This window comes from Agromyces sp. Y782 (assembly GCF_059445405.1).
This window is the reverse complement of record NZ_JCAIUG010000001.1, coordinates 2,708,215-2,732,697: the sequence shown is the minus strand read 5'-3', so window position 1 is coordinate 2,732,697 and position 24,483 is coordinate 2,708,215. Positions and strand designations below refer to the sequence as shown.

The following is a 24,483-nucleotide window of genomic DNA, read 5'->3' as shown; positions in this document are numbered from 1 at the left end:
CGCGGGTTTCGGCAAGTACCTGAGTTGTTGGCTAGACTCGTCGCATGCGACCACCCGACGCTCCCCCTTGGGCAAACCAGTCGCAGGACGGCCTGCTCGTTCAGACCGACCTGCCCGATGGCTGGTACCTGCCGAACCGCTTCCCCGGCGAACGGAGCGACGACGCGAGCGCGGAGATCGACGCGATCCTCGGATACAACGACTGGGTCAACACCGAAGAGCAAGCACAGTCGCAGCAAGCGTCTGAAGAGAACGAGACGATCGACGGCCGCTGGCGATACATCGAGCACACCGCGACGCACACGCGAGTGATGATCCGGCTGCAGCGTCAGGTGTTCGCTGTGCCCGAAGAAGTTCGGATCACCGGAGTGATCTACCTCCCGTGGCGCCCTGGCGACCCGATCACGAGCCAACTCCTCCGCGAACTGCCGACCGCTCGCATCGAAGCAGCGATCAATAAGCGGCTGTTCGCGATGAAGCGCACCGAGACGATCACCGGCGGGAAGATCGTGCTGCCGTCGGGGCGGAAGGTCAGCGAGCGAGACCTGCTCAAGCCGCTGGGCGACCCGAAGAAGGTGCCCGACTTCTACGAGGTGGTTGCACTGCAGCACGGCCGGCTCACGCAGCAGGGCGACGCGAATCCGAGCGCGACGATGGCGGAACTCAACGGAGTGGCTCTGTCGACAGCGCAGGGTTGGGTCACGAAGGCTCGCGACCGCGGGCTGCTGCCACCCGGCCGACGCGGGCGCGCCGGGTAACACAGCGACGAAGCTGGAACCGACACCCACACATCTGCCACGGGCTCCAGTACGGGCGAACTATTCAAGCGCGTGTGCGCCCGCGGGTAGGAACTAACGGCCGGACGGGCCGCTAAGCATCGCAGCGGCTGACTCTTCAAGAACCTTGAACGCGCGCTTCACCCGATTGATGTGTTGATAGGCGGCAGCGCGGGCTTCATCTGTACTCGGGCCACTGGCCCCGTGAATGCCGTCCCAGCTGGACGGGTCCTGCATGAAGCCTTGAGCGACTTTAAGTGGCCCGATCAGAGCGTCTTCACTCGTCAAGAGGCGAAGTTTGCGGGCGTTCTGAATGACTAGCTGTGCGTTCGATGCCATGGCCCGCCCAGAATCGGTATCGACCCATTCCATCCAGTCCCGCTGCGACCACCTCTTGTTTGCGCTCATGATGGTGAGTATCTGCATTGCATCGGCCCACTGCTCTGCCGCGTGGACCAAGTCGGCAACGAGGATCCGAATTTCTTGGTTGCGTTCAGCGTTTCGGGCAGCATCGGCCTGTGCAGCGATACCGTCCAAGAGGCGATCCTGAAGCATCTCCATTTCCGCCCGAGAAGCACGTTCGGTTGCTCCTGGTTGTCGGACGAATACGGTCCCTTCAGCAACGAGCGACCCCTTGCCCTGATAGCCCTTCTGCAGAAGCGCAATCCGGTCGCCGGCATGCGGTGGCTCCACCGTAACGACCAGCACGTTCTTGCCTTCGACCGTGACGCTTCGTGGGTCCCAGATCGGCCACCCATGCCCAGTGAATCGACGAACGGCGTTGAGAAATTCGGCACTGTCCGGCACCGGTTGCCCCACCAACTCGCCCGGCTCAACCCCAATCAAGACATACCCGACACCCTCGAACGCAACTCGCGCTACTGCCTCCGGGCGATTCGCAAGCCCGAGGATCGCCCGAGCGATGGCGAAGGATGCATCCACGCCAGTCAGGTCCGCGTAGCCCCGCTTCCACTCGACCGCTCGGTTTTCATCATCAGAGGTCGCGTTGTGGACTGCTCGAATCAGTTGCATCAGCTGGTCGGGAGTGCGGAGCGAGCGCGAGATGTCGATCTGAAGGGCCACAAATTGATTATGTGGCCACCCTAAGGTCGCCTCATGGATGCGGCATGGGTCGGGTTGCTCGGCGTCGGTCTGTATTGGCGCGTTGGTCACACTCGCGGCGTCGGTCATCGTCCCGTGGATACGCGATTCACTCGAGCGATTCGCGTGCTGTCGCACGCATCCCAAGTCCGAAGCGTACGGCCAGCCCGTCGCCCAGACGATCGGGGCAGCAACGGATAGTCTCCGTACGTGACGCAGCACAGCCACGATGGCGGATCATGCAAATGGTGCGCGCTTGATTATGAGTTTGAGATGCCACCCGCCCTCGTCGAAGCGTGTCGACGTGGAGACCTCGTCTTGTTTGCGGGCGCTGGCGTCAGCACCGAGGTGCCCGCCGTCTTTCCAGTGACGTTCTACAGCGCCATGAAGGCCCTCTCCGAGTCGGCAGCTGAATCGTTCCCTGAAGTGATGTCGGACTTTGAGGCGAAGTTCTCCCGCGCGGAGCTCGTGCGGGAACTCAAGGCGCGTTTCGACGCGGCCGACTCGTTTCCAACGCTGCGCCGCGCTGCGCGGCAGTTCCATCAAGAAGTGGCGACAATTCCGTACATTCGCGACATCATCACGACCAACTGGGACACCTACTTCGAGGAGGAATGTCTGGCGACGCCGTTCGTGGTCGGCGAGGATATGGCGTTCGCCGGAATGTACCCGCGCCGGGTGTTCAAGATGCACGGGTCCATCTCGAACGTTTCTACTCTCGTCGTCACCGAAAACGACTACGCCGAGAGCCTGACGCGGCTCTCTCAGAACGCGCTCGGAGCACGCATCCGTGACCTCCTCGCCTCGAAAGTGGTCGTCTTCATCGGCTATTCGATGACTGACTGGAACTTCGATCGCCTCTACTCGGCTCTACGCGCCGACCTCGGTAAGTTCGCGCCAACCGCGTACGTTGTGTCTCCCCATGCTGGAACTGCAGCGGAGCGAAACGGGCTAACTCATCTACACACGAGCGGTGTCAAGTTCGTCCGCGAACTGAAGATCGCGCTGCAAGACGACTGCCTTGTTGCAGACGAGCGATACGACAAGATCGAGCTAATCGAATCGCGCGCGTTTCGCGCCGATGAGATTGCCAAGGAGGTGCCGCATGCGGATTACCCCTCCGTGCTCTACTGCTGGATGTACCTCGAAGGGGTAACCGACGCTTGTTTCCGGATACAGCACCAGCGTGGGTCCGGTCAATACTCTGATGCGCATCACGTCCAGTGGCAGGCGCGACTCTACCTGCAGGCGGCAGATCGGGCAGAGAGTCGAGGACGCTTCCACGACGCCGCATACATGGAGGGCTACACGAATGTTCTGCTCGCCCTAGTTATTGACGCGGAGGACGATGTCGCCGCTTTCCCGTACTTCTTCATGTACGGCTCGGACGACGACCTCACAAACCCAGAGGAGTTTCGCACCGCTATCGAGCAGAGTCGGCGGCGCGCCCCCAGGCAACGCGCGCACGCCCGACGATTGCTCGACGGGCTCCCGGCCGACATGATCCTCACCCATGACCGGACACTTCCAGACTTACACACTGCCTAACGGTTGCGGCCTCAACCGATCGATCTCATCGAGAGCCGACTCGAAGCGAATCCGCTCCCTCTCCGCAAAGCAACCAGTTTCACCGCCTCCATTGATGCCCCTCTGATTGCGAATGGACATATGCTACCGTAGGTAGTTGCAAGAACCTGAGCTAACTCGGAGGAAGGCGATGCGAGGTGGAGTGATCCTGTATCGGGGTTCCGGGCCCGACGCGCGCCGATACCTCGAGTCCGATCGCTCCCGCGCCGACGACTACTACTTCGAGGGCGGCACGGCGCTGGCCGAGTTCTCCGTCGTCGACGGCAACGGCGACCTGATCGGCGAGGGCGCACTCACCCCCGACCAGTACGCCCACTGGGTCGACTGGATCAACCCGCTCACCGGGGAGTCGATGGGATCGCCCCGCCACGCCGGCGACGTCCGCCACGGATCTCCGCGGTTCGCCGAGATGGTCGTCAACGCGCCGAAGTCACTGTCGATCGCCGCGGCGCTGCACCCCGAGGTATCCGATGCGCTCGATGCGGCGCAGCGCGACACGGTCGCCGAGATCCGGGTCTGGCTCGGGCAGCACTCGGTCACGCGCGTCGGCCCGCGCGGCGCGCAGCGCGTCGTGCAGGTCGAGCAACTTGAGACGGTCGCGGTCTCGCACAAGACCTCGCGAGCGGGCGACCCGCACCGGCACATCCACTTTCAGATCGGCACGCGGGTGTGGGCGGATGCCGCGTGGCGAGGTCTCGACACGGCGGCACTGTTCCGGCAGCAGGGCGCGATCCGCGCGCTCGGCACGACCGTGATCGCAGCGCACCCACGGCTCGCGGCCGCGCTCGACGCGCACGGCCTTACGCTCGATCCGGTGACGGCCGAGGTCACTGAACTGCAGCCGTTCAACGCGGCGATGAGCAAACGCGCCGAGCAGGTTGCACGCAACCTGGCGCGCTTCGAGATGGAGTGGCGTTCGGAGCATCCGGAGCAAGAACCCGGACCCGCCGCGATGTCGCGACTGACCGCGATGGCGTGGGATCACGAGCGGCCGCACAAGAAGCCGACCCAGCTCGGCAGCGAGGATGCGTGGCGACGCGAGCTCGAGGCATCCGGCTATCGACCTGATCTCGAGCGCGTGCGGGCGCAACGGGCCGTCGCGCTCGATGGGCTGAGCGTGCAGGATGTCGCATCCCGCGCGCTCGATCGATGCGCGGCCGCCGCGTCGACGTGGACGGTGCACGACATCCAGGAGCACGTGTCGCACCTCGTCACCGAGGCCGGCGTGCGTGCCGAACCAACGCCGCTGCGCGAGTTCGTCGCGCTCGTCACAGAGCTCGCCGAGGAGAACTGCCTGTCGGTGCTGCCGCCCGATGGGCCGCATCCTGAGCACGTCGCGCACCTGACGAGCGTTCACGTCATCGCGGTCGAGACCCGGCTGCGCGATCTGCTCACGGCCCGTGCCGAGCGACCGCCGCAACGCACGCCGGACCTCTCGCGCCTTGCACAGCGGCTCCGACTCGACCCGGCACAGGCGCGCGCGGCTGCGGCCGTGGCATCCGCTCAATCGCTCGTCGTCGTGGAGGGTGCAGCCGGCGCAGGCAAGACGACGATGCTCGCCGCCGCGATCAAGGCAGCGGCAATGGAGGGTCGCAAGATGCGCGTGGTCACGCCGACGAAGAAGGCGGCCGACGTTGCGCACCAGGAGCTCGGGGTTGCAGCCGACAGCGTCGCCAAGCTCGTGCACGAGCACGGGTGGCGGTGGAATCGCGACGGCGCGTGGATGCGGCTCGCGATCGGCGACCACGATCCCGATACGGATGCCGCGTACGCCGGCCCCTCGGCATCCGCTCGATTGCGCCGCGGCGAGCGAATCGTCGTCGACGAGGCGGGCATGCTCGACCAAGACTCCGCGCTCGCGCTGCTGACCACGGCCGATGAGGCCGGCGCCACGGTCGCCCTGGTCGGCGACCCCGCACAGCTCTCGGCAGTCGGCCGCGGTGGTGTGCTCGCCATTGCCGCGCAACTGCTCACCCGCGTGCACCGTATGACGGCCGTGCACCGATTCGTAGACCCGGAGTACGCCGCGCTCACCGTGCAGATGCGGCGCGGGGATCATCCGGAGGCGGTCTTCGATCGACTGTGCGCGCTCGGCCTCGTTGCGATTCATGAGAGCCCCGATGCGCAGTTCGAGGCGCTCGCGGGCGAGTGGCGCGAGGGTTGCGCGATTACTGTTGCGACGAACGACGAGGCGCGCGAGTTGAATGCGCGGATTCGGGAGGAGCGGGTGCGCGCCGGCGACGTTGATGACAGCCGCACTGTGATCGGGAGCGATTGGCTGAGCATTGGGTGCGGCGACGTAATTCAGACTCGGCGGAACGACTCGGGCGTGCGGGTGGCGAATCGGCAGGTGTGGGTTGTTCGGAGCGTGGCTGCGGATGGCACGGTGTGGGCGACGGAGCGTGCCGCCGGCCGTCGGCCCCGATCAGTCCGGCTGCCTTCCTGGTACGTCGCTGAGCACACGCATCTCGCGTACGCCGCGACGGCGCACGGGGTGCAGGGCATGACGGTGGAAGAGTCGCACACGGTGGTAGGCGATGCGATGGGTGCGGCGGGTGTCTACGTCGGGATGACGCGGGGGCGGATCTTCAACCGGCTGTATATCGTCGCTGCCGAAATGGATGATGCACAGGAGCAGTTCGTGCTCACGACTGCACGCAACCGCGCCGATCACGGCCTCACGAACGCGACAGTTGCGGCACGCGAGTCGGTGCGCGGGCTCACCGCCGAGCGGGGCAATGCACGCCACAGGATGCACCTGATGTATGAAACTGACTTCACTCGAGACGACGCGCCGAGCGCATCGCGAGGAGCTGGACTGAGTCGATGAGAAGGCCGTTCAACGCTCACTCGCCTTCGTGGAAAGTTCCCGACTGGGTACGGCTCGCTCATCACCAACGTCCAATGCGACGCCGCTGCGCGACCTATTCAGTCACCAGCGTGCAGTCGGCTCCCATCCACACGCGCGTGTGCACGTCGCTACAGAGCAAGTATCGTGCTGAAGGTCAACGAGGAGGCCGGTCAACTGACGCGGGCGTCGCTGGGCGAGCAGGATAAGCCCGATAGAGGGAGGAATTCGGCCGAACTCCACGAGGACTTCCGACCAGTGTAGATTGGCGCCCGAGATGGCGGATAGTGCCGAGGATTCGCTCGAGTTCACAGCGATTTCGGGCTCGAGATGCCACCCGAAATGGCAGACTCCTACTTGGAATCGCATGGATATATAGTGCTTAGCGCTGTTCTATGCGCTGGTAGGCGACTAGAGCAATCTTCGACATCGTGGATCCTGTCGGTGAGGTTGTGTCCGCTGTCCGATTCGACGGGTGGAAGTAAACCGCCGCCAACGACATCGAAGTCCGCAAGGTGCTCCGACAGATGCTTGCGTACAGTTCGAGGTCCGCGACAACGAGATATATGAGAAGGCACTGGGGTACGCGCGTGAGCAATACCGAGCCGCCGCAGAATTCGGTACCCAAGGTCCGCGTGCGATGGGGCCTGATCGCGGTAGTCACGGTGTTGGGCCTCCTCGTGACGGCCGCGCCATTTGCCTTGGTGCGGTGGCAAGGCAAGGACTTCGGAGAGTGGGAGAGCCTGGTCTCGTCCACCCTGACCAACGTCGGCACCGCGATCTTACTGGTCGCCCTATTCTGGTTCCTTGAGCGCCGATTCACGGCGCACATCAGGACCGAGGTCCGAGAGACTGCACGGGCGACAGCGGTCGAGGAAACACGTGAACTTGCGGCCGCGCAAAGCAGCCTCTCTCGGCGTCTCGACGATATCCAGGAACGTCTGAACACGCGCGTATCACAAGAGCGACAAGCGCAGGACGACGTGCTGCATCGTCTAGATGATGAGATCTCGTTCCCAGCGGTCTATGCCGCGTTGTCAGTTGCACAGCAACTGGGTGCCATCTGGCACGATGAACTCACGGTCTCCGTCGGAGACGGCGAACCCGACCTCCCGCGCTTTGTGTTCCGGCTGAGCGCGTCCGCGACGAATCCTCTCCATCGGGAGCGCAGCAATGGCGACCTGACACCGCTCATCGAGGTCGAGTATGTGAACTCCGGCCCAACCGCCCCTCCTATGGTGGCCCACTGGGGCGCCGAGAGAGAGGCGGACGCCGTCTTGGACGAGTTGCGTCGCACGATGGTTGCGGCGGGACTCGCCGAACAAGCACTTCTCGTCGACGTCTCACTGTTTTCGAACCTCGGAACCGCTTTGAATGCCGCGATCGCTGGCAGGCGGAAAGACGCCGGGGCATGGTTGAAGGGCGCGCTGACGGAATGGGTGAATGCCGAATGGGCAATAACGGCCTACGGACTCGAGCATCGTGGCTTACTCGGCATGCGCGCTGAAGAGTTCCCTGTGCACTGGAACGGCCGAAGCAACGCCGAGTCCAGGAATTGGAAGCCTCCTGCGCCGCCTCACGGTGTTGATGGGGTGCTGTGGGCATTTCTGATCTCGCGTTCCAGGCGCGTTCACCGGCCTGGAGTCTCACTCCCCGGGTGATTTCCAGGGTCCGACAGGAGCTGGCTCAATGGCGCAGGGCTAGGCTCCACCTCGCAATGATGAACTCGCAACCACGCTGAGCATCGGACGCGGAGATGTGATTCAAGACTCGGCGGATCGAGTCCGTAGGGGTCGCCGTGCGCGGTCTTGTGTGTGCGCATCGCGATGCCTTAGCCGTCTCTTCAGCTCGTTGGAATGCAGCGGCCAGATCCCGTGTCCAGCTACCTTGGCTGGCGGTCGAGGTGATTGTGGACGCTCGAGATGAGGGCATCAAGCGACAGGGTTGGCCATTGAAGTAGCCCGTCGGTGCCACCAATGATCTGACGGTACGACCGTGCAATCCTGATGAGGCGCTGTTCGTCGTCGACCATTTCGTCCCCGCGGGGGCCACGAAACCTCTCTAGAAGTAGCGAATCCGGAGCGTCAACGTGCACCTTTAGCGCTCCCACCGTCTCCAGTACTTCCTCGATCTCCTCTGCTTGCGAGATAGAGAGACGAGAAGCCCCTCTGAAGATCGGCCCGTAGACGAGCTCGCTGATGTGAAGGCGGTCGAACACGACGAGCTCATCGCGGCCTGCGGCGTCCTTAACGGGGTCAAGGTAGTACGCTATCAAATCGGCGGAGGCAGGCGGCTGGCCAACCCAGCGGACAGCACCACCGAATAGCTTCGTCAGGTGTTGGGCAGCCGTCGATTTCCCCGCGAAATCGGGACCTTCCAAAATGACGATCATCTGCGAGTCGCCGGGTTCGCGGGCGTTCCATCGTCGGCGCGACGCGGCTCGGGTATTCCCAAGCTCACTAGATACGATCCCGCCAACTGTCCGCAGTTCAACTGATCATCACCGTGTGAGTAGAAGTGATAGGCGTCCCACCCGCTTTCGACCGCCGTCTTAACTACAGCTCGAACGGTGGAAAGGCTCGGTTGCCGCAGGCCATTTCGCCTGCTCGCAGAAGTCTCGTTGAGGCGGGATACACGCAGAACGGACCTGTGCCGCACGGGCTCGAACACATCCAGGATGTCTTGAATCTGTCCCTCTTCGCTGTTCAAACCATCGATCACGACGTAGTTCAGTCGATACCTAAGTCTGGGCTCAGCTGCCATCGCTGCGACGAGTGCCTGTGGGGTATATCCGAGCCGTGCACCGAGCGGCATCATTGCGCGGACCGCTTGAGCATCCGATGAGAAGACCGAGACCTGCAGGTACTTCAGGGCAAGGCCTCCAGACAGCTCACCTACCGCTGAGATGAAGTCGGGACGTATGCCAACTGTCGTCATTACGAACTCAGCGCTCGGAAAGCGCATCTGCAGTCTCCGGGCGGACTCGAACATAGGCGCTCGGAGCAGCGATGCTTCGCCAATACCGGAGAAGGTGATGAGCAGGTTCGAAGAATCCGACAGTTCGTGTTGCTCAGCGACCAGGATGGTCGCTGCCACGACCTCGTCGGTGGTCAGAGGCTGCATGTGCGGTAGGTCTGCTGCAGCGCAGTGGTGGCATCCCACTGTGCAGCCGAAACTGCTTGCAATCTCGATCACATCCTTGACGTACTCGCCAGCCATGAAGTGTCTGAAGTGGGAGAACTCAACCATTCGACCGTCGACATCGATTACGTAGCGCGAGGCATGCTCCACATCCCAGGTTCGCGCCGTATAGGACATCTCAGACTTGAGTACTTGAGCGATGCGCACAATGGGCTCCTAGTAGCTTGCGAGATCGACGGCTTCGCAGTTCGGACGGATCGATTGAAAGTCAGAGATGACGGTGTTCGCAAAGGAGCTAGAGATCGCAAACGAAGCGTGAGGAGCCGATCGCGTGCTCGCTCGAGAGAAGTACGGCGAGTATTCCAGGCTCGAGTCTGTTATGACAGCCATATACAGCGGTTGCTCTGCAGGGGGAAGGAAGCGTACGTCGAGCTTCCCCTTAAGATTGGCCGGCAACGCCCTATGGACCTCGGCGAGCGCACGTAGAGTCGTTTCGATGTCGGTCCGGTAGCTCCGACCGCGAGCATCGATGATGCGTTTCTGGGCATCACCATCGGGATCAAGCAGCAGTATGCAGACGTCGCCTCTGCTCTTGATCACCCGGGAGATGGCTGCGAGAAATGCCTTCTTGTATTCCGGCTGAGTCCAGGTGTTCAAAGCGTGACCCATCAGGAAGAACCGCTTGAACGTGCTGTCGCTTAGTTGGTTCCAGTATTCGGGCTTATGGAAGTATTTCTCGTCGATGAAGGTGGCGCCGTAGCGCTCCCTGGACTCGGCGGCTCTCTCTAGTTGCAGAAGCTTGTCGGCCAATTCACTTTGCCCCCCGAGGGATCTGGACGTGAAGAAGCCGAGTACGAGTGACGCTAGAAGTGAGCTCAACACACCCGATCCGATGATGAACCAAAGTGTGTTGGCCGGTTGCGCCAGTCCGAAACCAACCAAGGCGAGCCCGATGACGAGCACGATCAGGATCGCGACTCTCGCCGCCGTTCGCCCCACCTGAAGCCCCATGGGCTGCATCCTATTCGGTCGTGAGATCTGAAATGGCCTGACTTTTGTTGCTATCGGGGAGCGTTGTCCGACAGCGACCGATTTCGCCTATTCTGGTGCTCCCTGCTCCAGAACGAGCTGACTGCCGCCGCTCGATGCTGTTCTGGTCGCGACTCTCGAGTGTCGAGCAGATCATCCCGACGGTCCCGGCCTATGCGCGGTTCCGACCGCGCGCGGTGGCCTCGACGACTTCGTCGAGCGGTGGCTGACTGGCCTCGAAAACGACGGCTTGCTGGTGGGGCTGAACGGGGCCGGAGCCAAAGCCACTGGCATGAAGTCCCACCACAGGAAGTGCTCGATCGCCTGAACAAAACACACTGTCCGGGGTCCCGATCCGTCCCCCCTTCGCGAAGCGATTTCAACCCTTTGCCCACGAAATCTGTGCCATTAATGTGCCATTAAATGCGCGAAAAGCATCTGAGACCAACTGCGAGCGTTTCGAAGAATCCCTGATCAGCGCGATATCGCAACCATAAGAATTGAGCGAAAACCGCCCAGGCTCACTGAAAATCGTGAGGTCACGGGATCGACGCCCGTCGGAGCCACCATCGAAACCCCCGGGTAGCCGGGGGTTTTCTGGTTTCAGCGGGATATGCCGCCGCTCCGTCGCCGAGGCTGTGCCATCAACGTCGGCGACGGACATGGGCATGCCGATGCACGCGCCCGAAGCTCGTCAAGTCCGGAAGGCGCTCGGCGCGCGGTCGCTTGTCACTGAGGCGAGCCAAGTAATGAATACTAAGATCGCCATTAACCCGTATAATGACGAGTATACTCGTCATTATAGGAAGGAGGCTCCCATGGCGTCCGAGCTTCCCGCGGTGATCCTGAGGTCCGCCCGAGAGATCGGCCAAGACTTCGTCGGCTGGCGAAAGGTACTGGGCCTCACCGCTGCCCAAGTCGCAGACCGGGCGGACGTCACGCGGGATACCCTCCGCAAGCTCGAGCACGGCGATCCGGGCGTAAGCCTCCACGTCGTGCTGCGCGTGGCCCGAGCCCTCGGCATCCTCGACACTCTGACCGCTGCCCTGGACCCGCTCGATACCGACCTCGGCCGCGCCCGCGCCGGCCAGCTCGAGCGGAAGCGTGTGCGATGACCCTCGACGACGAGCTCGAAGTCCACGTCGAACTCAGCGGAACGACGAGGCTCGCGGGCCGCGCGCAGTTCCACCGCAGCCGCGGTAGCCTCGCCTCCACGACCTTCCAGTACGACCGCATATACCTCGAACACACGAGGGCGTACCAGCTCGACCCGGCACTCCCGCTCGTTTCGGGCACGCAGCAGACGGCCGGGTTGCCAGGAGCGTTCTCGGACTCGGCGCCGGATCGTTGGGGTCGCAACCTGATCAAGAAGCGCGAGCGGGTCTTTACCCGCCAGGAGTCACGGCGACCACGCGACTTCGACGACGCGGACTTCCTGGCCGGCGTCGCCGACGCTACCCGCCAAGGTGCGATTCGATTCCGTGCCGACGCTGACCCGGCCGACCGGTTCCTCGACCCCGGACACGAGGTGCCGAGACTGATTCGTCTGCCCGAGCTCCTCCGTGCTGCGGACGCAGCCACAAGAGACAGCGACGACGACTTCGAAGCGGTGAGGGCTCTGCTGGCCGCAGGAGCCGGGTCTCTCGGCGGCGCTCGCCCGAAAGCGGCGGTGCTCGATGAGGATGGCCGCCAGCAGATCGCGAAGTTTCCGCACCACGATGACGCCTGGGATGTGATGGCCTGGGAGGCGACGGCGCTCGACCTCGCGGCTGCGGCGGGTGTGCGCGTCCCACGCCATCGTCTCGTACGCATCGAGGGCCATCACGTGCTCCTGCTCGACCGGTTCGACCGAGACGACAACAGCGACCGCATCGGCTATGTAAGCGCGATGACCATGCTCGAGCACCGCGACGGCGAACACGCTGATTACGTCGACATCGCCGACCGCCTCGCAGAGATCAGTGCTCGAGCGACGGATGACGCACACCAACTCTTCCGCCGGGTCGCCGTCAGCGTCGGGCTGAACAACACCGACGACCACCTCCGCAACCACGGCTTCCTCCGCGCGCGAGGAGGTTGGGCTCTGAGCCCGGCCTTCGACGTGAACCCGAACCCCGACCCCGACCTGCGCCAGACCACGATCGCCGGCGCCGACCTCCCCATCGACGAAGCAGACGGTCTGATCGAACTCGCCCGCGCCTGTCGGTTGCCCCCGGCCGAGGCACGGGCCGTACTCGCCCATGTAGCTGACGCACTCTCCAAATGGCGCGTGGTCGCGACCGGGAACGACGTGCCGCAGTCGCAACTCGCGCGCTTCGAGGACTCGTTCACCGCCGGGCTTCGCACTCTCCGCGAAGCCTGAGGCCCTCTTCACACTCAAAAATTGCAGCCTTTGCGCTGGGATAGTGACACAACGAGCGTTAGCATCCAAGCATGGAGTCGCACCTGGCGTTTCGTGAGCTGGCGGAGATCGCCGAGTCCCAGTGGGGCATGGTTACCTCGGCGCAGGCCCGAGTGCGCGATGTCAGCCACATGAACCTCACGCGACTCTCCGAATCCGGGGACCTGATCCGCCTGTCGCACGGGGTCTACAGGATTGCTGGCGCACCGGGCGGGCAGTACGAAGATCTGCGCGTTGCATGGCTGGCAACCGATCCCGCGAAGCTCGCGCATGAACGCATCGGTGAGCACCCACCGAGCGCCGTCGTGTCAGGCGAATCCGCCGCTCGACTCCTCGGCATTGGCGACCTACGCGCGATGAAGAGCGAGTTCACCACGCCGACCCGCAGGCAGACACAGCGTGCAGATGTCCGATACCGAACCCGAACGCTGCCCGAGCAGGATCTCACGGTGCGAGAGGGCCTGCCCACGACGACCCGCGAGCGCACGATCGCCGACCTGGTCGAGGATCGGCACGACCTCAGTAACGTCAGCAACGCACTGCGCGATGCAGCGAGGCAGTCTCTGCTGGATGTGAGCCGACTCACTGAACTCCTGAGCCCGCTCGCAGAGCGCAATGGACACCGCAAGGGTGCCGGCGAGGCGCTGCTCGAAGAGCTCATGCGAATCGCAGGGATCGACCAGGAGAGCATCGCGAAGCAGATCGCTTCGATCCCCTCGCTCGCCAACCTCGTCGCCGCGCGGTACCTCGAGAACTCACGCGAGTTCATTAGGAGCGGATCCGACACAGCGCCCTCCGCGCCAGGCGAATCGAGCGCCACATCGGAGATCGAAGCGCAACTGCGTGCAGCCGAATCGGTATCGATCGCCCAGGCACTGCAGACCAAGTGAGAGCACCAATCGACCGGCGCTCCGGGCGAGGCATCCGGTCGCCCGATCCGCTCGCTTAGATCTGTCGATGGCACGAGCGACGGCCCACTCACCAGGCGGGCGGGGAACGCCCTCGAGCCGTCACGCCGATGATCGGGCCGACCAGTCGGCGCGGGCGCCCACCTGTGGGCGGACATTGACGAGTGCACCTGCGGCGAGGATGATCATCGGCATGGGCACGAAGACTGCTCCGCGGCGGCGCCCCAGGCGCCCGGCGTCACGGTTGGCCGAGCGGTGGACCAACGTCGACGGCATCGACGTCTTCTACCGCGAGTCGCCCGATCCGCCGGATGCCCCGGCGATGATGCACCTGCACGGCTTCGGCCTCTCCGGCCGGTACCTGCTTCCGACGGCCGAGCGACTCATGGACGAGTTCCACACCCTCGTTCCCGACCTCCCGGGGTTCGGCCGGAGCGGGAAGGCGCCGGACGCACTCGACGTGCCCGATCTCGCGCACGCCGCGGTGAGGTTCCTCGACGACCGTCAGGTCGAATCGGCCACGCTGGTCGGCAACTCGATGGGCTGCCCGGTCATCTTGGAGCTCGCGTACCACCACCCCGAGCGCCTCGAACGTGCCATTCTCGTGTCGCCGGCGGGTGGCCTGCACAACCAGCCGCTGCGCCGTGCCGTGGGTCAGCTCAGCCGCGACGGCACGCGCGAGCCGCCCCGGATGATGCGGGTGGCCACTCCCGACTACCTGCGATTCGGCGTGCCGAGCACGTTCAAGATGTTCCGGGCCCTCACCCGGTACCCGACGCTCGAGCGGTTGCTCGAGTTGCAGATTCCCACGCTCGTAGTCATCGGCGACCGGGACCCGCTGATGCCGGGTCCGGCCCGCGTGAAAGAGGTGGCCGGCCGCACCGACAACCACGTACTGCTGGTGATGATCGAGGGCGCGGCGCATGCGATCAACTTCAGCCATCCGGGCGAACTCGCGCACCTCATCCGCCTGTTCATGGCCGACCAGCCGATCGTCGACGATCCCGACTCGCCGGGGCATTCGCGCTCGTACGAGATCCACCGCGGCGCGCTTCATCCGCCCGCCAAGGAGCAGTAGGGCCGACGCCGCCGTCGGTCGGCGGCGTCGGTCGGCGCCGTCAGTCGGCGACCGGATCCAGCCGCAAGGTCGTCGCGACCACCTGCGGGCCGACGACGGCGCCGACGATCTGCGGTCCGTGGCGGTCGTATTTCGCGTGGTAGGCGGCGTCGATCGCGTCGTGCATGTCGGCGGCAGGCTCGGCGAACGACACGTCGCGTTCGACGCCGCCTGCACGGATGCGTCCGGTGCCGCTCGCCTGCGCGCGGCGGAACCACGGATTATCCGGCCCGTACGCCGAGCGCACGAAGATCTCATCGCCGACGCGTACGACCCAGATCGTCACGTACGGACGCAGCGTGCCGTCGGATCGCCGGGAGGCGATCTGCAGTTCTTCGGCCCGGCCGATGCGGTCGAGTTCGTCGGTGGTCCAGGTGCTCATTGCGTGTCCTCTCGCTGGGATGATTCTTGCGCGGACCGGCGACCGGCGGCAATGGGTGCCACCTGCGGACTTACTGCGCGATGAGCGCCTTGAGCGCCTCACGGGCGTCCATGGCGCGGTAGCCGTCGGGGTCTCGTCGAGGCTGACGGTGCGGTCGAATGTCTCGTGGGTACCGGATGTCTCGTGGGTACGTAACCCGGTGAACGCGTGCTCGCCGGCCCGAGGGAATGCCGGGTCTTCCGGGTACTGTCAAGTGCCTCCCAGCCGCCCGCTGCCAGGCGTAGCGTCGGGGCCATGGAACGCCAACCGAAGACTCCCAGCACGAAGGGCCCCGCCGAGCTGTTCACTGGCGACGTCTACTTCGACGTGATCGCCCGCGGCGAGACGCCGTCACGACTGCGCGTGAACCTCGTGCGGTTCACGCCCGGTGCCCGCACCGCGTGGCACTCGCACTCCCTCGGCCAGACCTTGCACGTCACCGACGGCATCGGCCTCGTGCAGGCCCGCGGCGGCGACGTGATCGTCATGCGGCCCGGCGACACCGTGTACACGCCGCCGGGCGAATGGCACTGGCACGGGGCATCCGCCGACTCGTTCATGTGCCATCTCGCGATGTGGGAGGACGACGACGCCACCTGGGGCGATCACGTCACCGACGAGGAGTACGGCGCGGCACGGGCCGACTGAGCTGCGCGAACCATCGACGCGCGATCGCGAGCCCGTTCGACCCGCCCGTCAAGGGGTTGGCCGGCTGAACCAACGGTGCGAGCATCGTGGCATGGATGAGCAGAACAAACCGATCCAAGACGGCCACGACGACGCGAGCGACGACCAGAAACGTGACGGCATCATCGCGCAGGTCCGCTACGACCTCGGCCTCGGAGCCGTCGACGACTTGCGCACGATGATGCGACAACGCCTCGAAGACGCCGGCCTGCCGGCGAGCGCCGAGCACGTCGAAGCGGCGGTCGCGGCCGTGAAAGATCAACAGCCACGCGATTGAGTCGAGCCGGCGGGTGACCTTCAGAACAGGAGCGGGATCAGCTGGATGCCCAGCCCGCTCGACACGAACCGCGTTCGGCGATCGCCGGTGAGCTGCGCGACCCAATCGAATCGTCCGAGGTCGGCGATCTCGACGAAGGCGCCCGAGCGGCCCTCAGCCCCGAAGCCCACGCGAAGACCGTCGTAGTAGGCGGATTCGAGCGGTTCGGTCACGAGTTCGACGTGCGGCAACGTCGTCGCCAGTCGGCGCAGCACGCGGTCGCGGAGCGCATCGCCGCGAGCGCCGGTGCGCACGACCGCGCGCCGGTGCGGGAACTCGACCGGCAACGCACCCTCGCACGCATCGAACAACCGGTCGAACACCGCGAGTTGTCTCGCGACTGCCCGCACCTCGAACTCGTCATCGGCAAGTCCTCGACCGGCCTCCGCGAGCGCGAACAGACGGAAGTGTCGCGAGCGGGCGCCACCGTCGTCGCCCCCGTCGCCACCGGCGAGCGGCTGCGCTCGCAGCGTCTGGTGCACGGTGGCGAGACTCACCGCCGCATCGGCCCCGGCGAGTCGCTTGGCGCTCTCGAGGGCGAGCACATTCGTGGGATCGGAGACGACTTCGGTGTTTCGAATCGTCGAGAGGGTGCGATCCTGCGAGGTCGGTGCGACGACCGAGTTCGAGCCGAGCGGTGCGACGGGCGAGAGCAGCACCGCGTCGAAGTCGGCCGCCGATTCGAGCGCCAGCCGGTCGAGGGTGTTCGCGAGGCGCAGATCGAGGGCGCTCGCCGCGACGAACTCGTCGTCGGCATATTGGGCGACCAGGTCGGTCGGCCGCCGCCGCCCGGCCTGGTTTCGCAGCAACTCGAGCAATGCGCCGCGCGTCTGACTCGGGGACCCGTTCATCATGCGCGGGTCCACTCCAGCAGCCGCTCGACCGGCCAGGTCGTGACGATGCGTTCAGCCGGTATGCCGTTCGCTGATGCGCGCGCCGCGCCGAGTTCGAGGAACGTCAGATGCCCCGGAGCGTGCGCGTCGCTGTCGATCGAGAAGAGGCAGCCGACTTCGAGCGCGAGTTGGATGAGCTCGTCGGGCGGGTCCTGCCGCTCGGGTCGCGAGTTGATCTCGACCGCGACGCCGTGCTCGGCGCACGCCTCGAACACGGCTTGCGCGTCGAACGTCGACTGCGGGCGGGTACCCCGCGAACCCTCCACCAAGCGACCGGTGCAGTGGCCGAGCACGTTCGTGCGCGGTTCGGCGATGGCGCGGAGCATCCGTTTCGTCATCTCCGGCGACTCGGTGCGCAGCTTCGAATGCACGCTCGCAACCACGACGTCGAGGCGGTCGAACATCTCGGGAGTCTGGTCGAGCGAACCGTCGAGCAGGATGTCGACCTCGATGCCTCGCAGCAGACGGATGCCGCCGACTCCGGCCTGCACATCGTCGATCAACTGCTGCTGCGCTATGAGCCGTTCGGCGCTGAGCCCGTTGGCGACGCGAAGGCTCGGCGAGTGGTCGGTCACGGCGAGGTATTCGAGGCCGAGTGCCTCGGCGGCACGGGCCATCGTCTCGAGACTCGTCGTGCCGTCGGACCAGTCGGTGTGGCTGTGCAAGTCACCGCGCAACTGTGCTCTCAGGCCAGTCGGTGCGCCAGCCGGCGCGAGCCCTGCGCGAGAGCGCAGCTCGGCGAGGTAGTCGGGCACCGCGCCATCCGTCGCCTGAGCGATGACGGTGAAGGTGGTGTCGCCGATCCCCTTCGTGCGTTGCAGCCGCCCGTCGCCGACGCGAGCGGCGATCTCGTCGGCGCCGAGCGGGCGAATGACGTCGGCGGCCCGGCGGAATGCCTTCGACTTGAACGCCGACGCGCGGTCTCGTTCGAGCAGGAACGCGATCTGTTCGAGCGCCTCAACGGGATCCATGGGCCCTATTGTGGCGCGTATCGGCGCCCGCCGCTCCACTCCTGAGTCGGCGGCATCCGCAGCTCAGTACGACGGATACATCTCGATCGCGGTGCTCATGGCGTTCGAGACGATGACGATCACCCAGACGATGACGCCGACCGTCAACACGACGGTCAGTGCGATGGCTGCCGCCATCGGGAGGAACCCTCGCCCCGCCTGCTGCCGCACGACGACCGAGCGGCCGATGACGTACACGAGGGAGGAGAGGAACGTCCACGCCCAGTGGAAGCGACGCCGGTAGCCGAGCCGGGCGAGAGCGGCCCAGTCGAGGTAGGCGAACCAGACGGCGAGTCCGTAGACGACCCAGCCGGCAAGGGTCGCGAGGAGGGACCACGGGTCGGCGTACGGACCGAGGGCCGCGGCCAGCGGACTGCCCGACGTCGACGAGTACATCGACCGCTCGAAGTATCCGTTGGCGTCCCAGAGGAAGAGCGGGAGCACGGCGAGCACGGGCAGCGCCACGATGAGCCAGATCCAGACGGTGTCGACCGGTGTGCCCTCGGGCACGCGAGCCTGCTGGTCTCCGCCGTACGGTGCCGGCTGCCCGGCGGCGTACGCAGGCGCGGCCGGATACGCCGTCGTCGCGGGAGTCAGCGGGGCGACCGCAGAGGCCGGCGCGACGTAGGCCGGCGCTTCGACCGGTGCGACCGGCACCACGGGTGCAACCGGTGTCGCCGGCGCGACATGCTCGGACCATTGGAAGCCGTTCCACCAGCGCTGGCCACCGGTGCCGCTCGGATCGGGATACCAGCCGGCGGGTGCCGAACGACCATCGCTCATCGATTCCTCCTTGGGGTCCCCGCCATGCTACGGGCCCCCGAGGTCACGCGACGACGCGGGTGAAATGCTCATCACGCGCACGGCGAATGCGTCGAGCTTCGGGAGGGCGAGCCGTGCCCGCGCCTCGGCATCGGCGGCGATCGCCTCCACATCGCGGAGGCTCGGCTCGCCGGCAACCGCGACGACCGCGTCTCCGCTCAACCGGTGACCGCTCCAGCGGAGCCGCACGACGTCGACCGCGGCGACCCCGGGCGTCTGCGCGAGCGCATGCTCTGCGCGATCGAGCAGCTCGGGCTCGATGCCGTCCATGAGTCGGCGGCCGACGCTGCGCACCGTGCCCCAGAGCAGAACGAGGATCGCCACGACGATCACGAGCCCGACGATCGGATCCGCGAGGGGGAATCCGAGCATCACGCCGATGGCACCGACGACGACCGCGAGCGAGGTGAAGCCGTCGGTGCGGGCGTGCACCCCGTCGGCGACGAGTGCGGCAGAGCCGATGCGCTGCCCGACTCTGATGCGGTAGATCGCGACGGCCTCGTTGCCGAGGAAGCCGATCACGCCCGCCGCCATGACCCAACCGAGATTCTCGACGGGCTGGGGATGCACCAGCCGATCGATCGACTGCCATGCGGCGACGATGGCGGATGCCGCGATGACGACGACGATGAAGAGACCGGCGAGATCCTCGGCGCGGCCGTATCCGTACGGGTAGCGCCGGGACGCGGCTCGCCGGCCGAGGACGAACGCGATCCAGAGCGGCACTGCCGTCATCGCGTCGGAGAAGTTGTGCACGGTGTCGGCGAGGAGCGCTACCGAGTTACTGACGAAGACGATCGCGAACTGCAGGATCGTCGTGGCGAGGAGCACGAACAGGCTGATCTTGAGGGCACGGATGCCCTGGCGGCTCGACTCGAGCGCGTCGTCGACCGAGTCGGCCGAATCGTGGGTGTGCGGCAGGAAGAGCTCGTGCAGGAATCCACGGATGCCGCGAGGGTGGTCGTGATCATGCACATGGTCGTGGTCATGGTCATGCACATGATCGTGCTCGTGCTCATGCTCGTCAGTCGGCCCGTCGGCGTGGGCTCTGGAGGCATCCATCACGCTGTCGCTTCCGTCGCCGACTCGACGTCGTGGTGCCGGGGAGTGCCGCCGAGCGAGTGCTCCGCTTGAAGGATCGCGTCGGCGACGAGCTGGCGTGCGTGTTCGTTCTCGAGGCGGTAGAAGACCTTGGTGCCCTCGTGCCGGGTCGCGACGATGCGTGCGAGGCGCAGCTTCGCAAGGTGTTGGGAGACCGCCGCAGGAGCCTTGTCGACGAGGTCGGCGAGCAGGTTCACCGAGAGTTCGCCGCGGTCGCGGAGCGTGAGGATGATGCGGATGCGGGTGGCATCGGCCAGCATCGAGAAGACCTCGACGGCGAGTTCGACGTACTGGCCGTCGGGCGATCGACCAGATGTCTGCGTATCTGCATCCATATGCAGATTATGCCACAGGCGTCGACGCCCGTCTCGATTCGAGAGCGAATGCGGTCGTGCGAATGCGGTCGGGCGAGCGGATGCCGCTACAGCTCGACGACCGTCATGCCCGAGCCCGCTCCCCCGGCCTTGCCCATCGCCGCGAGCGCCTTCGGCACCTCGTCGAGCGTAATGCGACGACCGACGAGCTCGATCGGCCGGAAGTCGCCCGAAGCGACCGCGCCGAGCATCGACGGGTACTCGTGCGCGGCCATTCCGTGGCTGCCGAGAATCTCGAGCTCGCCGTCGATCACGGCGTCCATGGGCATCGCGGCGAGCGCGGAGTCGCCGACCATGAGCCCGATCTGCACGTGCCGGCCGCGCTTCTTGAGGCTGCGAACGGAGGCGAACGAGGTCTCGGTCGAGCCGAAGGCATCCACCGAGACATCCACCCCGCCGCCGGATGCCTCGAGGATCCGCTCGGCCGCTCCCTCGCCGCCCTGCACCGGCACCGCGCCGAGCCCCTCGGCCGCGGCGAGCGCGGCATCGGAGACGTCGACGCCGTAGACCTTCACGCCGGCGGCGACGGCGATCATGATGGCCGAGAGGCCGACCCCGCCGCATCCGTGCACCGCGATCTGCTCACCGGGAGCGAGCCGGCTTCGAGAGACGATCGCCCGGTACGCGGTCGCGAATCGGCAGCCGAGCGACGCCGCCTCGACGAAGCCGAGCGATTCGGGCAGACGGATGAGGTTCAGCTCGGCCTCGTCGATCGCGACGTACTCGGCGAACGAGCCCCAGTGCGTGAAGCCCGGCTGCGACTGGGCGTCGCACACCTGCTCATTGCCCGTCAGGCACTCGTGGCAGCGACCGCAAGCGCAGATGAAGGGGGCCGTGACGCGATCGCCGACGGCCCAACCCGAATCTGCTGCGAGCTCGGAGCCGAGCACGGCGATCTCGCCGGCGAACTCGTGGCCGGGCACGTGCGGCAGCGACACGGCAGCGTCGTGACCCATCCAGGCGTGCCAGTCGCTGCGACACACACCCGTCGCCCGCACCCGGATGACGGCGCCCCTCGGCGGACAGTCGGGCTCCGCCACCTCCACGAGTTCGGGTTTCTCACCGAAGGCGTTGAAGAGCACAGCGCGCACAGGAGTCCTTCCGTATCGGGTCGCCCTTCGACAGGCTCAGGGCATCGCACATGTCGGCGGCGCAGCTCATGGCATCGTCGCCGGATCGCGCGCGCGACATCCGCGAGCTTATCGGCCTTCGGAGGGGTGCTCGCGCGGCCGGCGGCCCGCCGACGTCGGAACTCGGGAGGGGATCGCGCGATCGGGACGAGCGCCGACCCGAGTTCCGCCCCCCGATCGGCCGATCGCCGCCCAAGCGGTGGCGGAGCCGCCTATGGGGCCGAGCGCCACCGGTGGCGCTCGGGCTCGGCGATCTCCGAGGCGGTGCCGAAGCGGCGGCGATGCCAGAACCCGATCGCCTCGATGAGCACCCACGCGATCGGCACCACGATCGCCACGTCGATGAGCGTGTCGAGGGGCAGCGGCACGAACTCGAGGAACGCCACAGCGATCGGCACGGTGAGCACGAGCACGAGCCCCACGACCATGGCGGCGAGCACACCAACCTTGATCCAGGTGAACGGCCGCGAGAGCACCGCGAGAATCCAGAGGCCGATGAGCGCGAGCGTGACCGTGCACGCGGTGCGCACGATCTGCTCGTCGAATCCGAGCGACCGGGCGTGACCCGAGACGACGGCGATCGAGACGGCGACGACGAGCCCCGCCGGGATGGCGAACGACAGCGAGCGCCGCAGGAACCCCGGCACGTAGCGTCGCGCATTGGGCAGCAGCGCGAGCAGGAACGCCGGGATGCCGATCGTCAGCCCGTCGGTGACGGAGAGCTGGCGCGGCAGGAACGGGAACGGCCAGAGCAGCACGCCGAAGAGCACCGCCATCGCGATCGCGTACGCGGTCTTGGAGAGGAAGAGCATCGAGACGCGCTCGATGTTCGCGATCACCCGGCGCCCTTCGGCCACGACCCCCGGCATGTGCGAGAAGCGACTGTCGAGCAGCACGATGCGGGCGACCGCCTTCGTCGCGGCCGAACCCGACTCCATCGCGATGCCGATGTCGGCCTCCTTGATCGCGAGCGCGTCGTTGACCCCGTCGCCGGTCATCGCGACGGTGTGCCCCCGCGCCCGGAGCGCGCGGACCATCGCCCGCTTCTGCACCGGTGTGACGCGGCCGAACACGAGGTGCGTGTCGAGCACCTCGCCGAGTTCGTCGAGATCCTCCGGCAGCTCGCGGGCGTCGAACCCCGCGCCCGCGTCGAGGCCGACCTCACGGGCGACCGCCGCGACCGTGCGCGGGTTGTCACCCGAGATGACCCGCACGGCCACGCCCTCCTGCTCGAAGTAGCGGAGGGTCGAGGCGGCGTCGTCGCGCACGGCCTCACGGAAGGTCAGCAGGGCGACCGGCGCCAACCCATCGGGAAGGCGCGCGGCGGCGGCATCCGCTTCGCCGAGCGAGACGGGGCTGTGGGCGAGCAGCAGGGTGCGCCGCCCCGATTCGGCGAGCTCGCCGGCGCGTTCGAGGGCAGCGGATGCCGCGGCATCCGTCACCGCCGCATCGCGCAACACGAACTCGGGGGCGCCGAGCACCCACGTGCCGGGCGCACCCGCGGTCTCATCGAACGCGACCGCGCTCCACTTGCGCGCAGAGGAGAACTCGATGCGCTCCGCCGGCTCGATGGGCGCCTCGAGCGCGAACTCGTCGCGAAGACTCTTGGCCGTCGCGTTCGCGTCGGACTCGGCGCCGTTCCAGGCGAGGGCGAGCCGCCATCCCTCGGGCCGGGCATCGCCGAGCGGATGCACGCCGTCGAACCGCACCTCGCCGCTCGTCAGCGTGCCCGTCTTGTCGAGGCAGATGAGATCGACCCGGGCGAGCCCTTCGACGGCCGGCAGTTCCTGCACGAGCACGTTGTGCGAACCGAGCTTCACAGCCCCGACTGCGAAGGCGATGCTCGTCATGAGCACGAGTCCGAGCGGAATCATCGCGATGACGGCGGCGACGGATGCCACGGCGGCTTCGTGCCACTGCCCCGTCTCGATGGCGTGACGCCAACCGCCTGCGGCCACCATATTGGCGTTCACGACGAGGAGCATGATCGGGAAGATCGCCCAGGTGATCCACTTCAGGATGCGGTCGATCGAGCTGCGGAGCTCGGAGCTCACGAGGGAGAACCGCTTCGCCTCGGACGTGAGCCTGGCTGCGAACGCGGCATCGCCGACCTCGGTGACGACCGCGCGACCATGCCCACCGATGACGATCGAACCCGAGAACACGCGGTCGCCCGGCTCCTTGTCGATCGCCTCGGACTCGCCCGTGAGCAGCGACTCGTCCACCTCGAGTCGCACCCCGTCGACGAGCAGGGCGTCGGCCGTGACCTGGTCGCCCGAGCGGAGGACGAGCACGTCGTCCTCGACGACGCCGCGCACGTCGATCTCGCGCTCCACGCCGTCGCGCACGACGCGGGCACGCGGGGCATGGAGCAGGGCGAGCTTGTCGAGCGCGCGTTTGGCGCGGTACTCCTGCACGACGCCGATGGCGGCGTTCGCGATCGCGGCGATGCCGAAGAGGGCGTCCTGCCATCGCCCGAGGATCAGGAGAAGGAGGAAGCCCGTGACCACGATGCCGTTGAAGAGGGTGAAGACGTTGGCTCGGAGGATGCTCCAGATGCTGCGGCTCGAGGCGTCGTTCGAGATGTTCACCCGACCATCGCGCACGCGGGCCTCGACCTCGGCGGCGGTGAGGCCGCGATCGGGTTCGGTCACGGCCCGTTGCACCGCGAGCTGTTCATCGCTCAAGACGCCCCCGTTCGACCCGCCTTCGTTCAGCCTGCTCGGCTCCGCTCGGCCCTGCTCGACCCCGTTCGAGTCTGACACAGCGCTCGCACCCGGAGTGAGGGAGGCGTCGCATCGCAGATTGTGTAACAATATGC

At 66.1% G+C, this 24,483-nt stretch carries 22 protein-coding genes; 10 read left to right on the top strand and 12 right to left on the bottom strand.

All coding sequences use genetic code 11. The annotated features are described in order from the left end of the window. Positions 1-44 precede the first annotated feature (44 nt). Positions 45-758 carry a hypothetical protein gene (locus tag AC1C2S_RS12325; RefSeq protein ID WP_495352818.1) on the top strand — a complete coding sequence of 238 codons (714 nt, stop codon included), beginning with the start codon at positions 45-47 and terminating at the stop codon, positions 756-758. Between the two features lie 93 nt (positions 759-851). Here AC1C2S_RS12325 and AC1C2S_RS12320 read toward each other — a convergent pair whose 3' ends face one another. Then, complete coding sequence (locus tag AC1C2S_RS12320; protein WP_495352817.1) at positions 852-1,967, bottom strand: AlbA family DNA-binding domain-containing protein; 1,116 nt, start codon at positions 1,965-1,967, stop codon at positions 852-854. A gap of 120 nt (positions 1,968-2,087) precedes the next feature. Here AC1C2S_RS12320 and AC1C2S_RS12315 point away from each other — a divergent pair, with 120 nt between their 5' ends. The 3 genes from AC1C2S_RS12315 (at position 2,088) to AC1C2S_RS12305 (ending at position 7,973) form a co-directional block, all read left to right on the top strand. Then, on the top strand, positions 2,088-3,425 hold the full coding sequence (locus AC1C2S_RS12315) for an SIR2 family protein (protein ID WP_495352816.1): 1,338 nt from the start codon (positions 2,088-2,090) through the stop codon (positions 3,423-3,425). A gap of 169 nt (positions 3,426-3,594) precedes the next feature. Then, positions 3,595-6,294, top strand: coding sequence for a MobF family relaxase (gene mobF, locus AC1C2S_RS12310; protein WP_495352815.1), 2,700 nt, complete (start codon positions 3,595-3,597; stop codon positions 6,292-6,294). Between the two features lie 608 nt (positions 6,295-6,902). Further along, positions 6,903-7,973, top strand: a complete 1,071-nt coding sequence (locus AC1C2S_RS12305) for a hypothetical protein (RefSeq protein WP_495352814.1) — start codon at positions 6,903-6,905, stop codon at positions 7,971-7,973. Between the two features lie 221 nt (positions 7,974-8,194). Here AC1C2S_RS12305 and AC1C2S_RS12300 read toward each other — a convergent pair whose 3' ends face one another. Genes AC1C2S_RS12300 through AC1C2S_RS12290 form a run of 3 tightly spaced genes read right to left on the bottom strand, consistent with a single transcriptional unit; the run spans position 8,195 to position 10,464 of the window. Further along, positions 8,195-8,704, bottom strand: coding sequence for a nucleoside/nucleotide kinase family protein (locus AC1C2S_RS12300; RefSeq protein WP_495352813.1), 510 nt, complete (start codon positions 8,702-8,704; stop codon positions 8,195-8,197). Then, positions 8,701-9,660, bottom strand: coding sequence for a radical SAM family protein (locus AC1C2S_RS12295; RefSeq protein ID WP_495352812.1), 960 nt, complete (start codon positions 9,658-9,660; stop codon positions 8,701-8,703). Before AC1C2S_RS12295 ends, AC1C2S_RS12300 begins: the two co-directional genes overlap by 4 nt. A 9-nt stretch (positions 9,661-9,669) precedes the next feature. Then, positions 9,670-10,464 carry a hypothetical protein gene (locus AC1C2S_RS12290; protein ID WP_495352811.1) on the bottom strand — a complete coding sequence of 265 codons (795 nt, stop codon included), beginning with the start codon at positions 10,462-10,464 and terminating at the stop codon, positions 9,670-9,672. 836 nt (positions 10,465-11,300) lie between these two features. Between AC1C2S_RS12290 and AC1C2S_RS12285 the strand changes: the two genes are divergently transcribed. The 4 genes from AC1C2S_RS12285 to AC1C2S_RS12270 all read left to right on the top strand — a co-directional run bounded on the left by AC1C2S_RS12285 (position 11,301) and on the right by AC1C2S_RS12270 (position 14,869). Then, the gene (locus AC1C2S_RS12285) at positions 11,301-11,597 is read left to right on the top strand and encodes a helix-turn-helix domain-containing protein (protein WP_495352810.1); all 297 of its coding nucleotides are present in this window, start codon (positions 11,301-11,303) and stop codon (positions 11,595-11,597) included. After that, entirely contained in the window at positions 11,594-12,844 is a 1,251-nt protein-coding gene (locus tag AC1C2S_RS12280) for a type II toxin-antitoxin system HipA family toxin (RefSeq protein WP_495352809.1), read from the top strand. The genes AC1C2S_RS12285 and AC1C2S_RS12280 overlap by 4 nt, the downstream gene beginning before the upstream one ends. A 71-nt stretch (positions 12,845-12,915) precedes the next feature. Next, entirely contained in the window at positions 12,916-13,773 is an 858-nt protein-coding gene (locus tag AC1C2S_RS12275; RefSeq protein WP_495352808.1) for a type IV toxin-antitoxin system AbiEi family antitoxin domain-containing protein, read from the top strand. A gap of 211 nt (positions 13,774-13,984) precedes the next feature. Beyond that, positions 13,985-14,869: an alpha/beta fold hydrolase gene (locus tag AC1C2S_RS12270; protein ID WP_495352807.1), complete on the top strand. Its 885-nt coding sequence runs from the start codon at positions 13,985-13,987 to the stop codon at positions 14,867-14,869. A gap of 40 nt (positions 14,870-14,909) precedes the next feature. On the opposite strand, the gene AC1C2S_RS12265 is transcribed toward AC1C2S_RS12270, so the two are convergent. Further along, a complete protein-coding gene (locus AC1C2S_RS12265; RefSeq protein WP_495352806.1) occupies positions 14,910-15,290 on the bottom strand; it encodes a DUF2255 family protein in 381 nt (126 codons plus the stop codon). Between the two features lie 294 nt (positions 15,291-15,584). Between AC1C2S_RS12265 and AC1C2S_RS12260 the strand changes: the two genes are divergently transcribed. Then, positions 15,585-15,977: a (R)-mandelonitrile lyase gene (locus tag AC1C2S_RS12260; RefSeq protein WP_495352805.1), complete on the top strand. Its 393-nt coding sequence runs from the start codon at positions 15,585-15,587 to the stop codon at positions 15,975-15,977. A 91-nt stretch (positions 15,978-16,068) separates the two neighbouring features. Then, positions 16,069-16,293 (top strand): hypothetical protein, encoded by a 225-nt coding sequence (locus AC1C2S_RS12255; protein WP_495352804.1) that lies wholly within the window; start codon positions 16,069-16,071, stop codon positions 16,291-16,293. A gap of 20 nt (positions 16,294-16,313) precedes the next feature. Here AC1C2S_RS12255 and AC1C2S_RS12250 read toward each other — a convergent pair whose 3' ends face one another. The 7 genes from AC1C2S_RS12250 to AC1C2S_RS12220 form a co-directional block, all read right to left on the bottom strand. Continuing rightward, complete coding sequence (locus AC1C2S_RS12250) at positions 16,314-17,186, bottom strand: hypothetical protein (protein WP_495352803.1); 873 nt, start codon at positions 17,184-17,186, stop codon at positions 16,314-16,316. After that, positions 17,183-18,196 (bottom strand): PHP domain-containing protein, encoded by a 1,014-nt coding sequence (locus AC1C2S_RS12245; protein ID WP_495352802.1) that lies wholly within the window; start codon positions 18,194-18,196, stop codon positions 17,183-17,185. The genes AC1C2S_RS12250 and AC1C2S_RS12245 overlap by 4 nt, the downstream gene beginning before the upstream one ends. Positions 18,197-18,259: 63 nt before the next feature. Further along, complete coding sequence (locus tag AC1C2S_RS12240; protein WP_495352801.1) at positions 18,260-19,018, bottom strand: DUF2510 domain-containing protein; 759 nt, start codon at positions 19,016-19,018, stop codon at positions 18,260-18,262. Between the two features lie 27 nt (positions 19,019-19,045). Further along, positions 19,046-20,119 (bottom strand): cation diffusion facilitator family transporter, encoded by a 1,074-nt coding sequence (locus tag AC1C2S_RS12235; protein WP_495352800.1) that lies wholly within the window; start codon positions 20,117-20,119, stop codon positions 19,046-19,048. Next, positions 20,119-20,493, bottom strand: coding sequence for an ArsR/SmtB family transcription factor (locus AC1C2S_RS12230; RefSeq protein ID WP_495352799.1), 375 nt, complete (start codon positions 20,491-20,493; stop codon positions 20,119-20,121). Before AC1C2S_RS12230 ends, AC1C2S_RS12235 begins: the two co-directional genes overlap by 1 nt. An 86-nt stretch (positions 20,494-20,579) precedes the next feature. Continuing rightward, entirely contained in the window at positions 20,580-21,623 is a 1,044-nt protein-coding gene (locus tag AC1C2S_RS12225) for an alcohol dehydrogenase catalytic domain-containing protein (RefSeq protein ID WP_495352798.1), read from the bottom strand. 251 nt (positions 21,624-21,874) lie between these two features. After that, positions 21,875-24,349 carry an HAD-IC family P-type ATPase gene (locus AC1C2S_RS12220; RefSeq protein WP_495352797.1) on the bottom strand — a complete coding sequence of 825 codons (2,475 nt, stop codon included), beginning with the start codon at positions 24,347-24,349 and terminating at the stop codon, positions 21,875-21,877. Positions 24,350-24,483 lie beyond the last annotated feature (134 nt).

What these genes read in the sequence shown, in the direction of transcription:
- AC1C2S_RS12325 (WP_495352818.1), top strand. Translation starts at nt 45, where the DNA reads ATGCGACCACCCGACGCTCCCCCTTGGGCAAACCAGTCGCAGGACGGC.
- AC1C2S_RS12320 (WP_495352817.1), bottom strand. Translation starts at nt 1,967, where the DNA reads ATGACCGACGCCGCGAGTGTGACCAACGCGCCAATACAGACCGACGCC.
- mobF (WP_495352815.1), top strand. Translation starts at nt 3,595, where the DNA reads ATGCGAGGTGGAGTGATCCTGTATCGGGGTTCCGGGCCCGACGCGCGC.
- AC1C2S_RS12300 (WP_495352813.1), bottom strand. Translation starts at nt 8,704, where the DNA reads ATGATCGTCATTTTGGAAGGTCCCGATTTCGCGGGGAAATCGACGGCT.
- AC1C2S_RS12290 (WP_495352811.1), bottom strand. Translation starts at nt 10,464, where the DNA reads ATGGGGCTTCAGGTGGGGCGAACGGCGGCGAGAGTCGCGATCCTGATC.
- AC1C2S_RS12285 (WP_495352810.1), top strand. Translation starts at nt 11,301, where the DNA reads ATGGCGTCCGAGCTTCCCGCGGTGATCCTGAGGTCCGCCCGAGAGATC.
- AC1C2S_RS12280 (WP_495352809.1), top strand. Translation starts at nt 11,594, where the DNA reads ATGACCCTCGACGACGAGCTCGAAGTCCACGTCGAACTCAGCGGAACG.
- AC1C2S_RS12275 (WP_495352808.1), top strand. Translation starts at nt 12,916, where the DNA reads ATGGAGTCGCACCTGGCGTTTCGTGAGCTGGCGGAGATCGCCGAGTCC.
- AC1C2S_RS12270 (WP_495352807.1), top strand. Translation starts at nt 13,985, where the DNA reads ATGGGCACGAAGACTGCTCCGCGGCGGCGCCCCAGGCGCCCGGCGTCA.
- AC1C2S_RS12265 (WP_495352806.1), bottom strand. Translation starts at nt 15,290, where the DNA reads ATGAGCACCTGGACCACCGACGAACTCGACCGCATCGGCCGGGCCGAA.
- AC1C2S_RS12260 (WP_495352805.1), top strand. Translation starts at nt 15,585, where the DNA reads ATGGAACGCCAACCGAAGACTCCCAGCACGAAGGGCCCCGCCGAGCTG.
- AC1C2S_RS12255 (WP_495352804.1), top strand. Translation starts at nt 16,069, where the DNA reads ATGGATGAGCAGAACAAACCGATCCAAGACGGCCACGACGACGCGAGC.
- AC1C2S_RS12250 (WP_495352803.1), bottom strand. Translation starts at nt 17,186, where the DNA reads ATGATGAACGGGTCCCCGAGTCAGACGCGCGGCGCATTGCTCGAGTTG.
- AC1C2S_RS12245 (WP_495352802.1), bottom strand. Translation starts at nt 18,196, where the DNA reads ATGGATCCCGTTGAGGCGCTCGAACAGATCGCGTTCCTGCTCGAACGA.
- AC1C2S_RS12240 (WP_495352801.1), bottom strand. Translation starts at nt 19,018, where the DNA reads ATGAGCGATGGTCGTTCGGCACCCGCCGGCTGGTATCCCGATCCGAGC.
- AC1C2S_RS12235 (WP_495352800.1), bottom strand. Translation starts at nt 20,119, where the DNA reads ATGGATGCCTCCAGAGCCCACGCCGACGGGCCGACTGACGAGCATGAG.
- AC1C2S_RS12230 (WP_495352799.1), bottom strand. Translation starts at nt 20,493, where the DNA reads ATGGATGCAGATACGCAGACATCTGGTCGATCGCCCGACGGCCAGTAC.